A 19,226-nucleotide genomic window follows, 5' to 3' on the forward strand; every position below is an offset into this window, starting at 1 on the left:
ATCCAATCAGGGAATCTCTTCCCTACCCTCGCGGTCTCTTAACGCATGACGAATTCGCGCTCTGCTTTCATACCCTCCTGGCTTCGCCCTGTTCTGCGTCCGCTGCTGGACCCGTATCGCCGTTATCGGCATGCGCGGCTGATCCACGCGGCGCGGATTGCGGTGGGCTTGCTGGTAACGATTCTGTTGACCACGGGCCTCAATCTGCCTCATGGCGAGTGGGCGTCGGTGACAATGCTGATCGTCATCGGCGGTTTGCAGCACCACGGCAATATCGGCAAAAAGTCAGTCGAGCGCGCCTACGGAACGTTGATCGGAGCTGGTCTTGGCCTGATCGTGGTGGTCCAGCAGGGCTATCTGGAAATGCCGTTGCTGACCTACGCGATGATGTCGGTTATGTGCGGTTTTTTTGCTTATCACGCTATCGGCAAAGGCGGTTACACCGCGCTGCTGTCGGCGATAACGCTGTTTATCGTGGCCGGTCATGGCTACAACCCGATCAGTGACGGGTTGTGGCGCACCGTAGATATTTTGATCGGTATCGCGCTGGCGCTGGCCTTCTCCTTCGCCCTGCCGCTGTATGCCGTGTTTTCCTGGCGCTACAACCTGGCCAGTGGCTTGCGTGACTGCGCCAAGGTCTATGGACGCATCGTGCAAGGCCAGCCGGTCACCGCTGACGAGCATCTCAAGCTGACCGCCAGGCTCAACGCCACGATGCTGCAATTGCGCTCGCTGCTGCCGTCGGTTTCCAAGGAAGTGAAGATGTCCATGGTCGAGCTGGACGCCATTCAAGGCCATTTCCGCATGTGCCTGAGCACCCTGGAAATTCTTGCCAATATTCGCCCTGCCGATCTGGATAAAGTAGCGGGCGAGTCGTTTAAAACTTCACTGGATAACGATTACCGGCAGATACGTCGTCAGTTGATCGGCATGGCTCGCGCGCTGCAAACCGGCGCAACCGAGCGACTGGTGCGCACATCGGAAAGCGCTCCCGCGCAGCCGGTCATTCCAGCCGAGTTGATGGGCTATCACTTGATGACTCAGCAACTGGCACAGAACCTGGACGGGCTCCAGGCACGCCTGGCCAAGACCGCTAAACGCTGGAAGTTTTAAGGAAATACCCGTGCCCGATACCCGCCCGCCCGTGCTGGACGAAATTGATCGACAGTTGATCGCAGCGCTGCAAATCAATGCACGCGAAAGCGTCGCCATGCTCGCCCGTCAACTGGGCATCGCCCGTACCACCGTCACCTCCCGGCTGGCACGCCTGGAAAGCAGCAAGGTGATTACCGGCTATGGCGTGCGCCTTGGCCAGCGAGTGGTCAGTGGCGGATTGCAGGCGTATGTCGGCATCACCGTGCAACCTCGTTCGGGCAAGGAAGTGCTGCGCCGACTCAGCGCCATGGCGCAGGTGCAGCAGTTATGTGCGGTCAGTGGCGAGTTCGATTATGTCGCCTGGCTGCGCACGGACTCTCCCGAGCAACTGGACCAGCTACTGGACCTGATCGGCAGCGTGGATGGTGTCGAGAAGACCACGACATCGATCATCCTCAGCAGCAAGATCGACCGCGGCCAGCCGGTATAAGCAAGCCATAGCTGCACGAAACCATACAAGATGACCAAAATATTCGTCACTTTGCATAAATAAACAGCATATCGACGACACTTTGCGTCTTATTAACGTGCCCGCCCGTCTCTAGACTGTTGTTTTCGCCGTTGCCCATCAAGGTCCGTCATGAAGAACAACCGTCACCCCGCCAACGGCAAAAAGCCGATCACGATGTTCGGCCCCGACTTCCCCTTCGCCTTCGATGACTGGATCGAACACCCGAAAGGTCTGGGCAGTATCCCGGCTGAAAATCATGGCGCGGAAGTAGCGATTATCGGTGCCGGTATCGCGGGGCTGGTGGCGGCCTACGAGCTGATGAAGATGGGCCTCAAGCCAGTGGTGTACGAAGCCTCCAAGATGGGTGGGCGGTTGCGTTCGCAAGAGTTTGAGGGTGCCAAAGGCATCGTTGCCGAACTGGGCGGCATGCGCTTTCCGGTGTCATCGACCGCATTCTTTCATTATGTCGACAAACTGGGCCTTGAGTCCAGGCCCTTTCCCAACCCGCTGACCGCCGCTTCCGGCAGCACCGTCATCGACCTGGAAGGCACCACCTATTACGCGCAAATGCTCTCGGATCTGCCGGCGCTGTTTCAGGAAGTGGCCGACGCCTGGGCCGACGCACTGGAAAGCGGCTCGCAGTTCGGTGACATCCAGCAGGCCATCCGTGACAGTGATGTGCCGCGCCTCAAAGAGCTGTGGAACAAGCTGGTGCCGCTGTGGGACGACCGCACCTTCTACGATTTCGTCGCGACGTCCAAGGCCTTCGCCAAACTGTCTTTCTATCATCGCGAGGTATTCGGTCAGGTAGGCTTCGGCACCGGCGGCTGGGACTCGGATTTCCCCAACTCGATGCTGGAAATCTTCCGCGTGGTGATGACCAATTGCGATGAGCACCAGCACCTGATCGTGGGCGGCGTGCAGCAGGTGCCGGTCGGTTTGTGGAGCCATGTGCCCGAGCGTTGCGCACACTGGCCCAAGGGCACCAGCCTGTCTTCGCTGCACCGCGGCGCACCGCGTCCTGGCGTAAAACGCATTGCCCGCGCCGAGGACGGAAGCTTTACCGTGACCGACAACTGGGGCGACACCCGGCAATACGCCGCCGTGCTGACCACCTGTCAGAGCTGGCTGCTGACCACGCAGATCGAGTGCGAAGAATCGTTGTTCTCGCAAAAAATGTGGATGGCCCTGGATCGCACACGCTACATGCAATCCTCGAAGACCTTCGTGATGGTCGACCGTCCGTTCTGGAAGGACAAGGACCCGGAAACCGGTCGCGATCTGATGAGCATGACCCTCACCGACCGCCTGACCCGTGGCACTTACCTGTTCGATAACGGCGACGACAAGCCGGGCGTGATCTGCCTGTCTTACTCGTGGATGAGCGATGCGCTGAAGATGCTGCCGCAGCCTATCGAGAAGCGTGTGAAGCTGGCGCTTGATGCGCTGAAGAAGATCTATCCGAAAGTGGACATCGCGGCGCGCATCATCGGCGACCCGATCACCGTTTCGTGGGAGGCCGACCCGCACTTCCTGGGTGCCTTCAAAGGTGCGCTGCCGGGCCATTACCGCTATAACCAGCGCATGTACGCGCACTTCATGCAGCAGGACATGCCCAGCGAACAGCGCGGCATGTTCATCGCCGGTGACGATGTGTCCTGGACGCCGGCCTGGGTTGAAGGCGCAGTGCAGACATCGCTCAACGCCGTGTGGGGCATCATGAACCACTTCGGCGGCAAGACTCACGCCGAGAACCCCGGCCCCGGTGACGTGTTTCATGAAATCGGCCCGATTGCACTGGGCGACTGACAGAAGGAAAAACCATGCGCATTGCGCTGTATCAATGCTCGCCGTTGCCGCTGGATATAAGCGGCAACCTGACGCGTCTGGAAAAACAGGCCCAGGCTGCCGCAGAGCAAGGGGCACAGCTGCTGATCTGCCCGGAGATGTTCCTGACTGGCTACAACATCGGTGCACAGGCGGTCAGTGAACTGGCGCAAGCGCAGGATGGTCCGGCAGCGTCGCGCATTGCCGCCATCGCGCAAGCCAGCGGCATTGCGATTCTGTACGGCTATCCGGAGCGCGGGCCTGATCAACAGGTATACAACGCCGTGCAGTTGATCGACAGCCGGGGCACACGTCTGTGCAACTACCGCAAGACCCATCTGTTCAGTGAGCTGGACAGGTCGATGTTCGCAGCAGGCGAGGATTATTACCCGGTGGTCGAATTGAACGGCTGGCGTCTGGGCATGCTGATTTGCTACGACGTGGAGTTCCCTGAAAACACCCGTCGGCTTGCGCTGGCAGGGGCCGAACTGATTCTGGTGCCGACCGCGAACATGCTGCCTTACGACTTTGTCTGTGAAGTGACGGTACGGGCGCGAGCGTTCGAGAACCACTGCTACGTGGTGTACGCCAACTATTGCGGCAGCGAAGGCGCGATTCGTTACTGCGGGCTAAGCAGCCTCTGCGCACCGGACGGCAGCCGCCCACTGCTGGCAGGTCAGGACGAAGGCTTGCTGGTGGGGACGCTGAACAAGGCATTGCTGGCCCAGGCCAGGACGGTGAACGACTATTTCGTCGATCGTCGGCCGGGGCTGTATACGTCGCTGACTTGATCCCGAGGCGTCACGCTCGGCACTCCTACACTGGAGTGACAATCTCGATTATCGTGCGACGCTCCGCGTCGGCATGCAGTTCTGGACGCTCCGCGTCCTGCCTTGGTTCAGCCATGCTCGCGAACTTCGCCGGTTATCCGCTAGCATGATGCTTTGCATTCCCTGCTGCCGTGGACACCCTCATGCCTGCCCCGCCTTCCTCTGACATCAAACGCCTCACGCTGGCCAACGGCCTGAATGTGGTGCTGTGTCACGAACCGCGCCTCAAGCGCTGCGCAGCTTCATTGCGCGTCGCGGCGGGCAGCCATGATGCGCCGCGGGCCTGGCCAGGGCTGGCGCATTTTCTGGAGCATCTGTTGTTCCTCGGCACCGAGCGCTTCCCTGCCAGCGAAAACCTGATGACGTTCGTGCAGCGCCATGGCGGTCAGGTCAATGCCAGCACACGCGAACGCACCACTGACTTCTTCTTTGAGCTGCCGCAGGCGGTCTTTGCCCAAGGGCTGGAGCGACTGTGCGACATGCTTGCCCGGCCGCGCATGACCATGGCCGATCAACTGCGCGAGCGCGAAGTGCTGCACGCCGAGTTCATCGCCTGGGTCGGCGATAGCGCATCACGCGATCAGGCGCGCCGGCTGGCATCGATCAATCCACAGCATCCGCTGCGCGGCTTTCATGCTGGCAATCGTTACAGCCTGTCAGTGCCCAACCCTGCGTTTCAACAGGCGTTGCAGGACTTTTATCGATGCTTCTATCAGGCAGGGCAGATGACCCTGTGCCTGAGTGGGCCGCTACCAATGGCCGAGCTGGAAACACTGGCAATCAACCATGGCGCAATGTTCGCCAGTGGTCTGAAGGCCATACAACAACCGCCCCCACCGCTGATTGCCAATCGACCAAAGGCTGACGAGCAAAACCACCTGCTGTTTGCCTTTGAGGACTTGCCGGACAAGTCTGACGAAGCGCTGGCGTTCTTCTGTCACTGGCTTAATGCAACTCAGCCGGGCGGACTGATTGCCGAGCTGGTCGACAGGGGCCTTGCCAGCTCCCTGAAAGCCGCACCGCTGTACCAGTTCGGCGGGCAGCTCTTGCTTTATATCGAACTGAAAGATGCCCTCGCGAAAACTCTCACCATCAACAGCCTGTTTTTCAGCTGGCTCGATTTTTTCAAGACTCACTGGCCGTTGCTGGTCGAGCAATACCAACGCCTCGAACAACGCCGCCTGCACATGCTCGGTGCGTTGGCGCTGGCACATCATTACTGTCGCGAGACGCCTGCGCAGTTAGGCGCGCAAGGCCAAGAGGCATTGCGCGCGCTGCTCGAACAGTTCACGCCCGACGCGCTGATCGGCTCCGCACTCGCAGATACCCACAGCATCGAGCAGGTCAATTGGCGTTTGCCAGCGCCGAATCCGTTTCTCGATACGGCATTTACCAACAGCGATGAAGCCGCGTTTTATCTGCGCTGGGAACTGCCCTCCCCGCAGCCAACCCTCTGGCGGATGCTCGATACAGGGCTCAAGCCATTGATCGAAGACGCACGTCAGGCTGGTGTGACCATGACGTTCAGTGCTTACGGGCCTTATTGGCAGCTTCAACTGAACGGCCTGCGCGAGCCGATGGTTGCGGTTATCGAACACGCCCTGCATCGCCTGCAGCGCGCTGAGCCCGCATCGCTGGCAGGCGACGAACCTGAGCTGATTCCGATTCGTCAGTTGCTCAAACAGCTTGCCGATCATTACCTGAGCAGCGAACCGCAGCTGACGGTTGGCGATCTGCCAAGCGTATGGGCGGCTTCGCGCTGGATCAGCTTCGCCAGTGGCTTCTCTGCTGCCAGCCAGCCCTTGATAGACGCCACATTGAATGCAGCACCGGGCGTTCGGCAAACAGACTCGCCAAAGCCGCCCGCCACTTTCCCAGGCAAACGCTGGGCGACTGAAGCATCGTCCTCGTCGGAAGACGCAGTGCTGGTGTTTTGCCCGGCCCTTACGGCCTCCATTGAAGATGAAGCTGCCTGGCGGTTGCTCGCGCACGTGTCACAAGCGCTCTTCTACCAGCGGCTGCGGGTCGAGCTGCAACTGGGTTACGCCGTGTTCAGTGGCATCAGACAGATCAATGGAAGGACCGGATTACTGTTTGGTGTTCAATCACCCTCCTGCGACGCAGGGCAGCTTTTTCAGCACATTGAGACGTTCATCGGCAGATTGCCCGAGCGGGTTCGCGACGCAGATGTGTCTGAGCAGATAAAAGCCCTTTCAGCCCAATTCGAGCCGTCGAGCATGCCGGACCAGCAGCAGGCGGACATGCAGTGGCAAGCGCATCTTGCCGGCCATCAGGGTAGCCACTCGCAGGCGTTGCAACGCGCTCTGTCAAATCTGGATACACACTCGTTACTCACTGCTACGGAGCAGCTGACCAATGCCACTGGCGGCTGGCTGATCGTGGCCAATCGCCCTGCCAACGCGGCCATCCCGCTATCCTTACCTGAACGGTAATGGTCTTTCCTGCAGATTCCAGTCCTGCGCAATTGTTAAATTGAGTAACATAGCTCCCTAACTATCTGAACGTATGCCTTCAGCGATGCACTAAGATGTAGTCACCAACCGCAGCACTTATCCGAGGAGATTTTTATGTCGTGGACTAAACCTGCTTACACTGATCTGCGTATCGGTTTTGAAGTCACCATGTACTTCGCAAGCCGTTGATTTCAGTGCGCTGTGAAGCCTCGGTTCGCCGGGGCTTTTTTTATGGTTGTGGCTGTTTTTTATTTCAGAACGTGTGCCAGGAGCTGTCATGTACATCCAGATTCTAGGTTCTGCTGCTGGTGGTGGATTCCCCCAGTGGAACTGCAACTGCGTCAACTGCGCAGGTTTTCGCGACGGCAGCCTGCGTGCTCAGGCGCGGACCCAGTCGTCGATTGCGCTGTCCGACGACGGCATAAACTGGGTGCTGTGCAACGCCTCACCGGATATCCGTGCGCAACTGCAGGGCTTTGCGCCAATGCAGCCGGGGCGCGCATTGCGCGACACCGGCATCAGCGCCATTGTGCTGATGGACAGCCAGATCGACCACACCACCGGTTTGCTCAGCCTGCGCGAAGGCTGCCCGCACCAGGTCTGGTGCACCGAGATGGTCCATGAAGACCTGAGCACCGGCTTCCCGCTGTTCGAAATGCTCAAGCACTGGAACGGCGGCCTGACCTGGAACCGCATCGAATTACAGGGCAGCTTTGTGATTCCGGCCTGCCCTAACCTGCGCTTCACGCCATTCCCGCTGCGCAGCGCCGCACCACCATATTCGCCGCACCGTTTCGACCCGCACCCGGGCGACAACATCGGCCTGCTGGTCGAAGACACCCGCACTGGCGGCAAGCTGTTCTATGCCCCGGGCCTGGGCAAGGTCGATGAAGCACTGGCCGAGAAAATGCGTGACGCCGACTGCCTGCTGGTCGACGGCACAATGTGGGACGACGACGAAATGCAGCGCCGTGGCGTGGGCACGCGTACCGGCCGGGAAATGGGCCATCTGGCACAGAACGGCCCCGGTGGCATGCTGGAAGTCCTCGAAGGCTTTCCCGAGCAGCGCAAAGTGCTTATCCACATCAACAACACTAACCCGATTCTCGACGAAGACTCCCCGGAACGTGCGGAGCTGGTTCGTCGCAACGTCGAAGTGGCCTTCGATGGCATGAGCATCGAGCTTTAGGAGCTGACATGAGCGAAGCGACTGCGCTGTCCCCCGCCGAATTCGAACAGGCCTTGCGCGCCAAGGGTGCCTATTACCACATCTATCACCCGTACCATGTGGCGATGTACGAGGGTCGTGCAACCCGCGAGCAGATTCAGGGCTGGGTCGCCAACCGTTTCTACTATCAGGTGAACATTCCGCTCAAGGACGCGGCGATTCTGGCCAACTGCCCGGATCGCGAGATCCGTCGCGAGTGGATTCAGCGCCTGCTCGATCATGACGGTGCGCCCGGCGAAGACGGCGGCATTGAAGCCTGGCTGCGCCTCGGCCAGGCCGTGGGGCTCGACCCGGACCAACTGCGCTCTCAGGAACTGGTGCTGCCAGGCGTGCGTTTTGCCGTCGACGCCTACGTGAACTTCGCCCGCCGCGCCAACTGGCAGGAAGCGGCCAGCAGCTCGCTGACCGAACTGTTCGCGCCGCAGATCCACCAATCGCGCCTGGACAGCTGGCCGCAGCATTACCCGTGGATCGACCCGGCAGGCTACGAGTATTTCCGCACTCGCCTGGGCCAGGCCCGACGCGACGTGGAACACGGCCTCGCCATCACGTTACAGCACTACACTACATATGAAGGCCAGCAGCGCATGCTGGAAATCCTGCAGTTCAAGCTCGATATCCTGTGGAGCATGCTCGATGCGATGTCCATGGCCTACGAGCTGAACCGCCCGCCGTATCACAGCGTTACAGACCAAAAGGTCTGGCATAAGGGGATTACGCTATGAAGCACGATCCGCAGTTCCGAGCGTTGACACCCAAATGGCATCAAGGCTATCGCTTTCAGTACGAGCCTGCGCAAAAGGCGCATGTGGTGCTCTATCCTGAAGGCATGATCAAACTCAATGACAGCGCGGCCCTGATTGGCGGGCTGATCGATGGCAAGCGCACCATCACCGCCATCATTCATGAGCTTCAGCAGCAGTTCCCCAATGTTCCCGAACTGGGCATGGACGTCGACGAGTTCATGGAAGGCACCAAAAAGAAAAACTGGATCGATCTTGTCTGACATTGCCCCCGTTACCAATACACCCTACATACCGCCCACTCCCGAGGTCGGGCTGCCACTGTGGCTGCTCGCCGAGCTGACCTATCGCTGCCCATTGCAATGCCCGTATTGCTCCAACCCGTTGGATTTTGCCAAACAGGGCCAGGAGCTGACCACCGAGCAGTGGTTCAAGGTCATGCAGGAAGCGCGGGAGATGGGCGCGGCACAGATCGGCTTTTCCGGCGGCGAACCGCTGGTGCGCCAGGACCTTGCCGAGTTGATCGCCGAAGCCCGGCGCCTGGGTTTCTACACCAACCTGATCACCTCGGGCATCGGCCTGACAAAAGAAAAGATCATCGCCTTCAAGGAAGCAGGCCTGGACCATATCCAGATCAGCTTCCAGGCCAGCGACGAGCAGGTCAACAACATGCTCGCCGGCTCGAAAAAAGCCTTTGCGCAAAAGCTGGAAATGGCCAAGGCGGTCAAAAAGCACGGCTACCCGATGGTGCTGAATTTCGTCACCCATCGGCACAACATCGACCGCATCGACAAGATCATCGAGCTGTGTCTGGCGCTTGAAGCGGACTTCGTCGAACTGGCCACCTGTCAGTTCTATGGCTGGGCGCACCTGAATCGCCTCGGCCTGCTGCCGACCAAGGATCAACTGGTCCGCGCCGAAGCCGTCACCAATGAATACCGCGTCCGGCTGGAGGCAGAGAATCATCCGTGCAAGCTGATTTTCGTCACGCCTGATTATTACGAAGAGCGTCCCAAGGCATGCATGAACGGCTGGGGCAATATCTTCCTGACCGTGACACCGGATGGCACAGCGCTGCCCTGCCACGGCGCACGGCAGATGCCGATCCAGTTCCCCAACGTGCGCGATTACAGCATGCAGCACATCTGGTACGACTCGTTCGGCTTCAATCGCTTCCGCGGTTACGACTGGATGCCCGAGCCGTGCCGCTCGTGTGACGAAAAGGAAAAGGACTTCGGCGGATGTCGCTGCCAGGCTTTCATGCTGACTGGCGATGCTGCCAATGCCGACCCGGTGTGCAGCAAATCCTATCACCACGGGATCATCACTCAGGCTCGTGACGAGTCCGAAACCGCTACTCAAACCATTGAAGAGCTGGCCTTTCGCAATGACCGAAACTCACGACTCATCGCAAAATCCTCCTGAACGCCTGAGCGCCGCCCAAGCGGTCGCTGCAGGCGTCGACTTCGCCGAACTGGATGTCAGCTCGGCGGGCCTGTTCTGGAACGAATACCGCCCCGAAGACGGTGCCTGTCGTATCTGGCACTGGTACGCGAACAGCAAGCGCTGCCTGACGCTACAAGGCTTCAGCGTTCGCAGCCGAGTGTATGAATACGGTGGTGGTTCGTTCTGTCTGGCCGACGACGCGCTAGTGTTCGTCAATGAGCGCGACCAGCAACTGTACCGCCAGACGCTGGACGCCAGCGCGCCGGTTGCGCTGACGGAGGGCGACAAGCGTTATGGCGGCCTGTTCTTTAGCGGTGGTCAGATTCTAGCCGTTGAAGAAGACCACAACACCCATCGGCTGGTCGCTATCGATCTGGCTGACGGGCAGCGCCGATTGCTGGCAGAAGGCGCTGATTTCTACGCAGCGCCGATCATCAGCGCCGACGGCAAGCGCCTGGCCTGGATCGAATGGCAACGCCCGCATCAACCGTGGACCAGCACCCGCTTGATGTGTGCAGCGAGACAAGACGACGGCAGCTGGGGCACTGCGCAGTGTGTTGCAGGCGAAGGCGCACAAGAGTCGCTGCAACAGCCACGTTTTGACGCCCAGGGTCGCCTGCATTGCCTGACTGATCGCGCTGGCTTCTGGCAGCCGTGGGGTGAATCGCCTTCCGGGTTTGCGCCGCTGCCCGCCAGCCCGGCCGATCACGCTTCTGCGCCTTGGCAACTGGGCAGCTGCACCTGGCTGCCAATCAACGATGGCTATCTGGCGAGCTGGATCGAAGACGGCTCCAGTGTTCTGGGGCTTTGTCAGGCTGACGGCAGCGTCGAGGATTTCAGCGTTGGTTACAGCCGCTTTCGCAGCCTCGCCATTGACGAAGAGTTCGTGTATTGCATCGCGGCATCCGCGGTGAGCACATCTGCCGTGCTGGCTATTTCTCGCCACGACGCCGGTGTTCAGGTGCTTGCCGGGGGAGGCTCGCCGCTGCCGCCCGAACTGATCAGCCGCCCTCAGCCGCTGCGTTATCCCAGCGGTGGAGCCGAGGCCTACGGCTATTTCTACCCGGCCATGACCGGCACGCAAAAACCGCCATTGGTGGTGTTCATCCATGGCGGCCCGACTTCCGCCTGCTACCCGGTGCTGGACCCACGTATTCAGTATTGGACACACCGCGGCTTCGCCGTGGCAGACCTCAATTATCGCGGCAGCAGCGGCTACGGTCGCGCCTATCGGCAAGGCCTGCACCTGGCATGGGGCGTGGCGGACGTCGAAGATGCCTGTGCGGTTGTCACGCATCTGGCGGGACGTGGCCTGATTGACGAAGGACAGGCCTTCATTCGCGGCGGCAGCGCGGGTGGTTACACCACACTTTGTGCATTGGCCTTCAAGGATGTGTTTCGTGCAGGTGCCAGTCTGTATGGCGTCAGCGACCCGGTAGCACTGGCCAGGGCCACGCATAAATTCGAGGGCGATTACCTGGACTGGCTGATCGGCGACCCGGACAAGGACATCGAGCGTTATCAGGACCGAACGCCGCTGTTGCACGCAGACCGCATCAAGGTGCCGGTGATTTTCTTTCAAGGCGAGCTGGATGCCGTGGTAGTGCCCGAACAGACCCGGGCCATGCTCAAAGCCCTGCAAGACAACGGCATCAAGACTGAAGCGCACTTCTACGCAGACGAGCATCATGGATTCCACAAGGCGGGTAACCTGGCAGATGCTCTGGAGAAAGAATGGCGTTTTTATCGGGATGTGCTTGATGCCTGATCAAGCCGTGTGATCGTTCCCGCAGCAGGGAACGATCAACGAGTGCTACTGCGTGGTCGGGCGACCTTGTTACTTGCGCGAGAGTTACTTGCGCGAGACGATGATGTAGATCGCGTGGATGATGCCCGGGATATAACCCAGCAGGGTCAGCAGGATATTCAGCCAAAAAGCGCCAGCAAAGCCTACTTGCATGAACACGCCTACCGGAGGCAGCAGAATGGCGAAAATGATACGAATGATGTCCATGAAAAGCTCCTGATTGAATTGGCTCTGATTGGCCATACAGCTAATCGACCCTAGCCGTCGGTGAGGGTTCAACCGGCTCTGGCACCGCGCCATTATTCTTTCTCGGGAGAGGATCAGGACAAGCGTTGCACTGCGGGCACAGCATCGTGTGCTGCGAGCGGAAAGAAAACAGAATCGTTAAAACGCAGACAAAGAAAACCCCGCCGAAGCGGGGCTTTCCAGACTGTTTCCCTGATTTCCCTTTCACCCCGCCATCCTGGCAGGCTTCCCTACGTGTCCCTGTTATGTCTTGTTGCGCGTCCTGCGCTACGTCCATGAACAAAGATTAACTTTGGATCCCTTTCTTGGGAAGAGGTCAATTGGCACCACGCAGTGTAAGCAAATGCTTACAAGGCTTTTGCAGGTCAGAATTGTGACGCCTTCAACAGGTACAGCGAATCGCTGCCCGCGCGCACCGAGGCGTCCAGCGAGTGAATACGCGGCAGCAGACGTGCGAAGTAGAAGCGTGCAGTACCCATCTTGCTTGCGTAGAACTCCTCCTGCTGCTCTTTACCGAGTGCTGCCTTGGCCATCATGGCCCACATGTAGGCATACGCCGTGTAACCGAACAGATGCAGATATTCCACAGAGGCTGCGCCGATTTCATTGGGATTACCGCGCGAGCGGTCCAGCACCCAGCCAGTCAGCTCATCCAGCATGTTCAAGGCTTTTGCCAGCGGCTGGGCGAACTCGTTAAGTGCGCCATCCGCGCCATTGATGAACTGGCGCACTTCATCCGAAAACAGCTGATAGAAAGCGCCGTTCGAACCAACGATCTTGCGCCCCACCAGGTCCAGCGCCTGAATGCCATTGGTGCCTTCGTAGATCTGCGTAATGCGCACGTCACGTACCAGCTGTTCCTGGCCCCACTCGCGGATGTAACCGTGACCGCCGAAAACCTGCTGGCCATGAACAGTGGTTTCCAGACCGATATCACTCAGGAACGCCTTGGCGACCGGGGTCAGCAGCGCCACCAGATCATCGGCACGCTTGCGCGCGGCATCGTCTTCGCTGAACTTGGCGATATCCAGTTGCAGGGCGACGTAGCTGGAAAACGCACGACCGCCTTCGTTGAACGCCTTCATGGTCAACAGCATGCGACGCACGTCGGGGTGGACGATGATCGGGTCAGCAGCCTTGTCCTTGTTCTGCGCTCCGGTCGGGGCGCGGCTCTGTAAACGATCCAGCGCATACTCGACGGCGCTCTGGTAAGACCGCACGCCCGACGCCAGGCCCTGAATACCAACGCCCAGACGCTCGTAGTTCATCATTGTGAACATCGCCGCCAGCCCTTTGTTCGGTTCGCCGATCAGGTAGCCGGTAGCGTCGTCGAAGTTCATCACGCAGGTCGCCGAAGCCTGGATACCCATTTTGTGCTCGATCGAGCCACAGCTGACGGTGTTGCGCTCGCCAAGGCTGCCGTCGTCGCCGACCATGAACTTGGGCACCAGAAACAGCGAAATGCCTTTCGGCCCAGGAGGTGCATCCGGAAACTTGGCCAAGACCAGATGAATGATGTTTTCGGTCAGGTCGTGTTCGCCGCCTGTGATGAAAATCTTGCTGCCGGTGATCTTGTAGTCACCGTCAGCCTGCGGTTCGGCGCGGGTCCGAATGATGCCCAGATCGGTACCGGCGTGGGCCTCGGTCAGGCACATCGAACCGGCCCAGACGCCTGAATACATATTGGGCAGAAATTTGGTCTTGAGCGCTTCGCTGGCGTGGGTGTCTATCGATACGCAGGCGCCGGACGTGAGCATCGCGTACAGACCGAACGCCAGGCTGGCAGAGTTGAGCATCTCTTCGACCTGAGCCGACACCACCTTGGGCATGCCCATGCCGCCAAACTCGGGATTGCCGCCTACACCGACCCAGCCGCCCTCAGCGTAGGTCTTATAGGCCTCGGGAAAACCTGCAGGTGTGGTGACGACGGTGTCCTTCCAGTGGCAGCCCTCCTCGTCACCGTTACGGCTCAGCGGCGCAATGGTCTTGCTGGTCACTTTACCGGCTTCTTCGAGAATGGCTTCGACCGTTTCAGCATCGACTGTTTCGGCCAGCTCGGGCAGTTGAGCCCAGAGCTTTGAAACCTCGAAGACTTCATTGAGGACGAAGCGCATATCGCGCAGTGGCGCTTTGTAGTCAGCCATGGCAAACCTCGTGAACACGGAGCGAAATTCTGTTGGAGGCTGATCGATGCATGCAGAGACGCAGATCAGCAGTCGAGTTTCACGAGTCTACCCGAACAACATTTCAGAGACATAGGGTCGTGTCATGACTGAATAGTCACAGCAGGTCACGGGGAAAAATAGCAGGATTGGTTCAGGTGGCCGCTTCAGTTGTACGAACAGCGCCGCGCCGGTTCAACTGCCCGTAAGCGACCACACAGTTGCGCCCGGCCCCCTTGGCCGCATACAGCGCCTGGTCAGCACTCTTGAGCACCTCTTCCGGCGTGCGATGTTCCGGCTGGCGCTCGGCAACGCCGATACTGACCGTTACCGACACGCTGCCTGCCTGCGCTCCACCACGGCGTTGTCGGCCTTGCTGATCATCCTGAGGGCGACTGTCCTTGTTGCGCAACTGAATCTCGTAATTGGCGATGGTCTCGCGGATGGCTTCCAGATGCGGCATGCATTCATCAATGGTCTTGGCGGCAAACACGATGGCGAACTCTTCGCCCCCATAGCGATACGCCTTGCCACCACCGTTGGTGATTTTTGACAGCTTGCTGGCCACCAGACGCAGCACCTGATCGCCCACATCGTGGCCGTGGGTGTCGTTGAATTTCTTGAAGTGATCCACGTCGCTCATCGCCAGCACATAGTTGCGTCCCAGACGCTGCATGCGTTCATTGAGCGCCCGGCGACCAGGCAGTCCGGTCAGTTCATCCCGGAAGGCCATCTGATACGCCTCGTGAGCCACGGCGGCGGCAATCATCAGCATCACCTGACTGCAGAGGATATTCAGCGTGAACGGCAGGATGAAGGTTTTCGGCAGTGCCCAGAACAATCCCAGCAGGCCAACAATCTGCGCGGCGTGCAGCGGTCGCGGTTTTTCCAGGTATTGCCAGATCAACACCCCGAATGACACCAGGAACATGGCATAGGACAGCTGAATCAGACTCATCCAGGCACCGTGCAATGCAGGCCAGCGGATGTCGGCCAGCCAGAGTTGCAGTTCGACCGGATAACTCTGTTCAAGACCCAGCGCCACACTGCCTACCGCCACCAATACCGCGAGCCGCGCGACCATGTCCTGAAACAGATGGGTACGTTCTTCCCACGCGGCATACAGCCCGAACAGCACCGGCAGCAGCAGGCAGACCAGGTGGAAAATCACCGCCGCATCCTCACGGACCTTGCCGTTATCGCGGTAAAAATCGGTCTGGGTATCCAGCAGGTAGTAGGCGATATACACCGTGAGCATCAGAAACAGCTCGCGCTGACGCCGGTAAACACAGCAATACGCACCGCCCAACAGCAGGACCAGCGTGGGCAGCACATTGAAAAGCGATGTGAAGAAGACGGTCAGGTCCTTTACGTACGCAGCCGCAAGCCCCGCCACCAGCAGACCCAGTGAAGGCAAAAAATGACTCAATCGCGCAGCTGATGGACGCAACAAAAGGGGTTATCTCCTACCCGGCATCTGAATGAATGGCTGGCCTGATGGCATTGTGCCCTCCGCCAGCGAACAATGCATCGGCAGGATCAATAAACGAGCTACTTTCTGTAACGGCAGGAGGTGGGAAATGTTTATTGCGGAAGTCGCGGGCGTTGGTGCTATCTGTATCTCGGACCGGATTGAATAGTGCGCCATGGCTGCGATGTGACGCAGAGCGTCACGAAATGCATTACCACGCGCAGTGATGGGAACGAGAGTTATCCGGGGTCAGTGCTCCCCACAGTCTCGTTGAGATTGGTGTTAACAATGAGCCAAAACGCACCCATAAAAAAACCGCCTGATCAGCGATCAGGCGGTTTTCATGACCGCAGCGAGGCTTAGAGGGTGTAGACAAAATAAATTAAACTTTCACTCCCTTGTCTGAATAGCCCTCAAGCCATGCCTAAAACCGGACGTCCTCGCTCGATTGCCGCCGAGCACTATCTCGTGCTGGTGAAACTCGCTCATGCACAGCCCTATTCCAGCCAGGCCGAATTGGCGCTCGTATTCTTCGCCGAAACCGGTATCACTGCGCATCCCGACACCTTTGCAAAAGCGTTGAAAATGGCAGGGATTACGCGTGTAAAGCAGCGGGCCAAGGGAAGTTTTCAGTCACCTGAACCTAATAAAGCCTATGGCTACAATGAAACCCACCGCCGCCAACTGCCGGAGCAGCTATATCCGAGTTGCTTGACAGATACCGAGTGGGCACTGGTCGCCGACCTGTTTGAAAGCCAGGGCGGACGAGGAGTGCCACCGCTTCACTCTCGGCGCACGTTGCTGGAAGCCTGTTGCTATGTCGTACGCACGGGGTGCTCATGGCGAATGCTACCCCGCGATTTTCCTCATTGGGACAATGTCTACAAAACGTTCCGCCGGTGGAGCGCTCAAGGCAAGTTCGAGCAAATGCATGATCGCTTGCGAGCTCAATGGCGTGAGCGGGAAGAACGCGCTGACAGCCCGTCAGCAGCGATCCTGGATTCACAGTCGACCCGCAGTTCTCCTCAAGGCGGTGACAGCGGCTACGACGCAGGCAAAAAAGTCAAGGGGCGTAAACGAAGTCTGATTGTCGATACATTGGGCCTGCTGCTGGCTGTCAGTATCAGTGCTGCAAGCGTGCAGGATCGTGACGCGGCGGATGATGCGGTGGCGTACTCGAAGGAAAAATATCCGTCACTGAGCACGCTTTTTGTTGATAGTGCGTACGCAGGAAAATGGGCACAGCGCACCCATCAACTGCACGCTATCGATGTTCAAGTGATCCGTGGCCCGAATAACAGAAGAACAGGGCAATGGCACTCTGAACAAGGCGATCTATTTTCCGTGGAGCCTGTTCAGACTGGATTTGTGGTCATGCCCAAGCGATGGGTAGTGGAGCGAACTCATGCCTGGAATGAGAGAGCTCGGCGACTGATCATGCATCATGATCGCCTTTTTGCGGTAAGCGAGGCATGGGTTTGGTTGGCCGAGGCTCGAATACTCGCGCGCCGACTCACTACATGATTTTGTCTACACCCTCTTAGTAAGCCAGGCCGAAGTCTTCCTCTTTCATGTCCATCAGGTTGGCAGCGCCCGACAGGATCGCAGCAACATGCGTGCGAGTGCGCGGCAGGATGCGCTGGAAGTAGAAGCGCGCGGTCTGGATCTTGGCGCGGTAGAACGCCTCGTCCGATGTACCGGCAGCCAGCTTCTCGGCCGCAAGACGCGCCATGTCGGCCCAGAAGTACGCCAGGCAGGCATAACCGGAGAACATGATGTAATCCACCGAAGCGGCGCCGACTTCTTCGCGATCCTTCATGGCCGCCATGCCGACTTTCAGGGTCAGGTCGCCCCACTCCTTGTTCAGCGCGGCCAACGGCGTCACGAACTCCTGCACCGCTTCGTTACCCTCATTGCCCTGGCAGAACTTGTGGACGATCTTGGTGAAGCCCTTGAGCGCTTCGCCCTGAGTCATCAGCACTTTACGGCCCAGCAGGTCGAGAGCCTGAATGCCAGTGGTGCCTTCGTACAGCATCGAAATCCGGCTGTCGCGAACGTTCTGTTCCATGCCCCACTCGGCAATGAAACCGTGACCACCGTAGATCTGCACGCCGTGGTTGGCGGCTTCAAAGCCCACTTCGGTCATGAAAGCCTTGGCAATCGGCGTCATGAACGCCAGCAAGGCGTCGGCGGCTTTCTTTTGCTCCGGGTCTTCGCTGTACTTGACGATATCGACCTGTTTGGCCGTGAAGTACACCATGGCACGCGTGCCTTCGGCGAAAGCCTTCATGGTCAGCAGCATGCGGCGCACGTCTGGATGGACGATGATCGGGTCAGCGGCCTTGTCCGGTGCTTTAGGGCCGGTCAACGAACGCATCTGCAGACGGTCACGGGCATATTGCAGGCCGCCCTGGAAGGCCACTTCGGCATGCGCCAGACCTTGCAGTGCAGTGCCCAGACGCGCGGTGTTCATGAACGTGAACATGCAGTTCAGACCCTTGTTCGGCGGGCCGATCAGGTAGCCGGTAGCGCCGTCGAAGTTCATCACGCAGGTGGCGTTGCCGTGGATGCCCATCTTGTGTTCGATGGAGCCACAGTTAACCGCGTTGCGCTCACCGATGCTGCCATCAGCCGCCGAGAGGAACTTGGGCACGATGAACAGCGAAATGCCTTTGGTGCCAGCCGGTGCGTCCGGCAGACGCGCCAGCACGATGTGGACGATGTTATCGGCCATGTCGTGTTCGCCAGCGGAAATGAAAATCTTGGTGCCGGTAACCTTGTAGGTCCCGTCAGCCTGAGGTTCAGCCCTGGTGCGCAGCATGCCCAGGTCAGTGCCGCAGTGGGATTCGGTCAGGCACATGGTGCTGGTCCATTCGCCGGAGACCAGCTTGGTCAGGTAGGCGTCCTGCTGCTCGGGGGTGCCGTGCTCGGAGATGGTGTTCATCGCACCATGCGACAGACCAGGGTACATGCCCCACGACCAGTTCGCTTCGCCGACCATCTCGCTCACTGCCAGACCCAGCGACTCGGGCAAGCCCTGGCCGCCATGCGCAACGTCATGCGCCAGACTCGGCCAACCGCCCTCGACAAATTGCTTGTAAGCCTGCTTGAAACCGGTCGGTGTCTTCACGCCCGACTCGCTCCAGGTGCAGCCCTCGGTATCGCCCACCCGGTTCAGCGGTGCCAGAACCTGCTCGCAGAACTTGGCACCCTCTTCGAGAATGGCGTCGACCATGTCCGGGGTGGCGTCATGACAGGCTGGCAGACTTTGATAGTGCGCTTCATAACCGAGCAGCTCATCACGGACGAAACGAATATCACGCAAGGGGGCCTTGTAGTCAGGCATAGCGATAAACCTCTGCTGATGAATCCTGGAACGAATGACC

Annotated in this window: 16 protein-coding genes; 12 read left to right on the top strand and 4 right to left on the bottom strand. The window is 59.1% G+C overall.

Translation table 11 applies throughout. The features are described from left to right. Positions 1 to 45 precede the first annotated feature (45 nt). From FFH21_RS25200 to FFH21_RS25250, 11 genes are all read left to right on the top strand, one after another. Entirely contained in the window at positions 46 to 1,113 is a 1,068-nt protein-coding gene (locus FFH21_RS25200; RefSeq protein ID WP_004654731.1) for an FUSC family protein, read from the top strand. Positions 1,114 to 1,123: 10 nt separating this feature from the next. Beyond that, positions 1,124 to 1,585, top strand: coding sequence for an Lrp/AsnC family transcriptional regulator (locus FFH21_RS25205; RefSeq protein ID WP_002555556.1), 462 nt, complete (start codon positions 1,124 to 1,126; stop codon positions 1,583 to 1,585). A gap of 150 nt (positions 1,586 to 1,735) precedes the next feature. Beyond that, on the top strand, positions 1,736 to 3,415 hold the full coding sequence (locus tag FFH21_RS25210) for an NAD(P)/FAD-dependent oxidoreductase (RefSeq protein ID WP_041924660.1): 1,680 nt from the start codon (positions 1,736 to 1,738) through the stop codon (positions 3,413 to 3,415). A 14-nt stretch (positions 3,416 to 3,429) separates the two neighbouring features. Beyond that, positions 3,430 to 4,224 carry a carbon-nitrogen hydrolase family protein gene (locus FFH21_RS25215; RefSeq protein ID WP_011169701.1) on the top strand — a complete coding sequence of 265 codons (795 nt, stop codon included), beginning with the start codon at positions 3,430 to 3,432 and terminating at the stop codon, positions 4,222 to 4,224. A gap of 182 nt (positions 4,225 to 4,406) precedes the next feature. Beyond that, positions 4,407 to 6,716 (top strand): pyrroloquinoline quinone biosynthesis protein PqqF, encoded by a 2,310-nt coding sequence (gene pqqF / locus FFH21_RS25220; RefSeq protein WP_004663414.1) that lies wholly within the window; start codon positions 4,407 to 4,409, stop codon positions 6,714 to 6,716. A gap of 135 nt (positions 6,717 to 6,851) precedes the next feature. Further along, positions 6,852 to 6,926 carry a pyrroloquinoline quinone precursor peptide PqqA gene (pqqA, locus tag FFH21_RS25225; RefSeq protein WP_003422658.1) on the top strand — a complete coding sequence of 25 codons (75 nt, stop codon included), beginning with the start codon at positions 6,852 to 6,854 and terminating at the stop codon, positions 6,924 to 6,926. A gap of 88 nt (positions 6,927 to 7,014) precedes the next feature. Beyond that, entirely contained in the window at positions 7,015 to 7,926 is a 912-nt protein-coding gene (gene pqqB / locus FFH21_RS25230; protein WP_004654742.1) for a pyrroloquinoline quinone biosynthesis protein PqqB, read from the top strand. An 8-nt stretch (positions 7,927 to 7,934) separates the two neighbouring features. Beyond that, a complete protein-coding gene (gene pqqC / locus FFH21_RS25235; RefSeq protein ID WP_002555561.1) occupies positions 7,935 to 8,690 on the top strand; it encodes a pyrroloquinoline-quinone synthase PqqC in 756 nt (251 codons plus the stop codon). Then, the gene (gene pqqD / locus FFH21_RS25240; RefSeq protein ID WP_004654744.1) at positions 8,687 to 8,971 is read left to right on the top strand and encodes a pyrroloquinoline quinone biosynthesis peptide chaperone PqqD; all 285 of its coding nucleotides are present in this window, start codon (positions 8,687 to 8,689) and stop codon (positions 8,969 to 8,971) included. Before pqqC ends, pqqD begins: the two co-directional genes overlap by 4 nt. Continuing rightward, a complete protein-coding gene (gene pqqE, locus FFH21_RS25245) occupies positions 8,964 to 10,133 on the top strand; it encodes a pyrroloquinoline quinone biosynthesis protein PqqE (protein WP_004654746.1) in 1,170 nt (389 codons plus the stop codon). Before pqqD ends, pqqE begins: the two co-directional genes overlap by 8 nt. Next, positions 10,096 to 11,922, top strand: a complete 1,827-nt coding sequence (locus FFH21_RS25250; protein ID WP_011169703.1) for a S9 family peptidase — start codon at positions 10,096 to 10,098, stop codon at positions 11,920 to 11,922. Before pqqE ends, FFH21_RS25250 begins: the two co-directional genes overlap by 38 nt. 84 nt (positions 11,923 to 12,006) lie before the next feature. On the opposite strand, the gene FFH21_RS25255 is transcribed toward FFH21_RS25250, so the two are convergent. The 3 genes from FFH21_RS25255 to FFH21_RS25265 form a co-directional block, all read right to left on the bottom strand. Beyond that, on the bottom strand, positions 12,007 to 12,168 hold the full coding sequence (locus tag FFH21_RS25255) for a YqaE/Pmp3 family membrane protein (RefSeq protein ID WP_002555565.1): 162 nt from the start codon (positions 12,166 to 12,168) through the stop codon (positions 12,007 to 12,009). Between the two features lie 404 nt (positions 12,169 to 12,572). Continuing rightward, positions 12,573 to 14,351 (bottom strand): acyl-CoA dehydrogenase C-terminal domain-containing protein, encoded by a 1,779-nt coding sequence (locus tag FFH21_RS25260; RefSeq protein ID WP_011169705.1) that lies wholly within the window; start codon positions 14,349 to 14,351, stop codon positions 12,573 to 12,575. Positions 14,352 to 14,523: 172 nt separating this feature from the next. Then, entirely contained in the window at positions 14,524 to 15,822 is a 1,299-nt protein-coding gene (locus tag FFH21_RS25265; protein WP_011169706.1) for a diguanylate cyclase, read from the bottom strand. A 438-nt stretch (positions 15,823 to 16,260) separates the two neighbouring features. Between FFH21_RS25265 and FFH21_RS25270 the strand changes: the two genes are divergently transcribed. Continuing rightward, positions 16,261 to 17,364, top strand: coding sequence for an IS5-like element ISPsy19 family transposase (locus FFH21_RS25270; RefSeq protein ID WP_138858483.1), 1,104 nt, complete (start codon positions 16,261 to 16,263; stop codon positions 17,362 to 17,364). A gap of 16 nt (positions 17,365 to 17,380) precedes the next feature. Here the strand turns inward: FFH21_RS25270 and FFH21_RS25275 are convergent, their stop codons facing one another. Beyond that, the gene (locus tag FFH21_RS25275) at positions 17,381 to 19,186 is read right to left on the bottom strand and encodes a phenylacyl-CoA dehydrogenase (protein ID WP_011169707.1); all 1,806 of its coding nucleotides are present in this window, start codon (positions 19,184 to 19,186) and stop codon (positions 17,381 to 17,383) included. Positions 19,187 to 19,226: the final 40 nt, after the last annotated feature.

The sequence above is a fragment of the Pseudomonas sp. KBS0707 genome, assembly GCF_005937945.2.
GTDB lineage: Bacteria > Pseudomonadota > Gammaproteobacteria > Pseudomonadales > Pseudomonadaceae > Aquipseudomonas > Aquipseudomonas amygdali.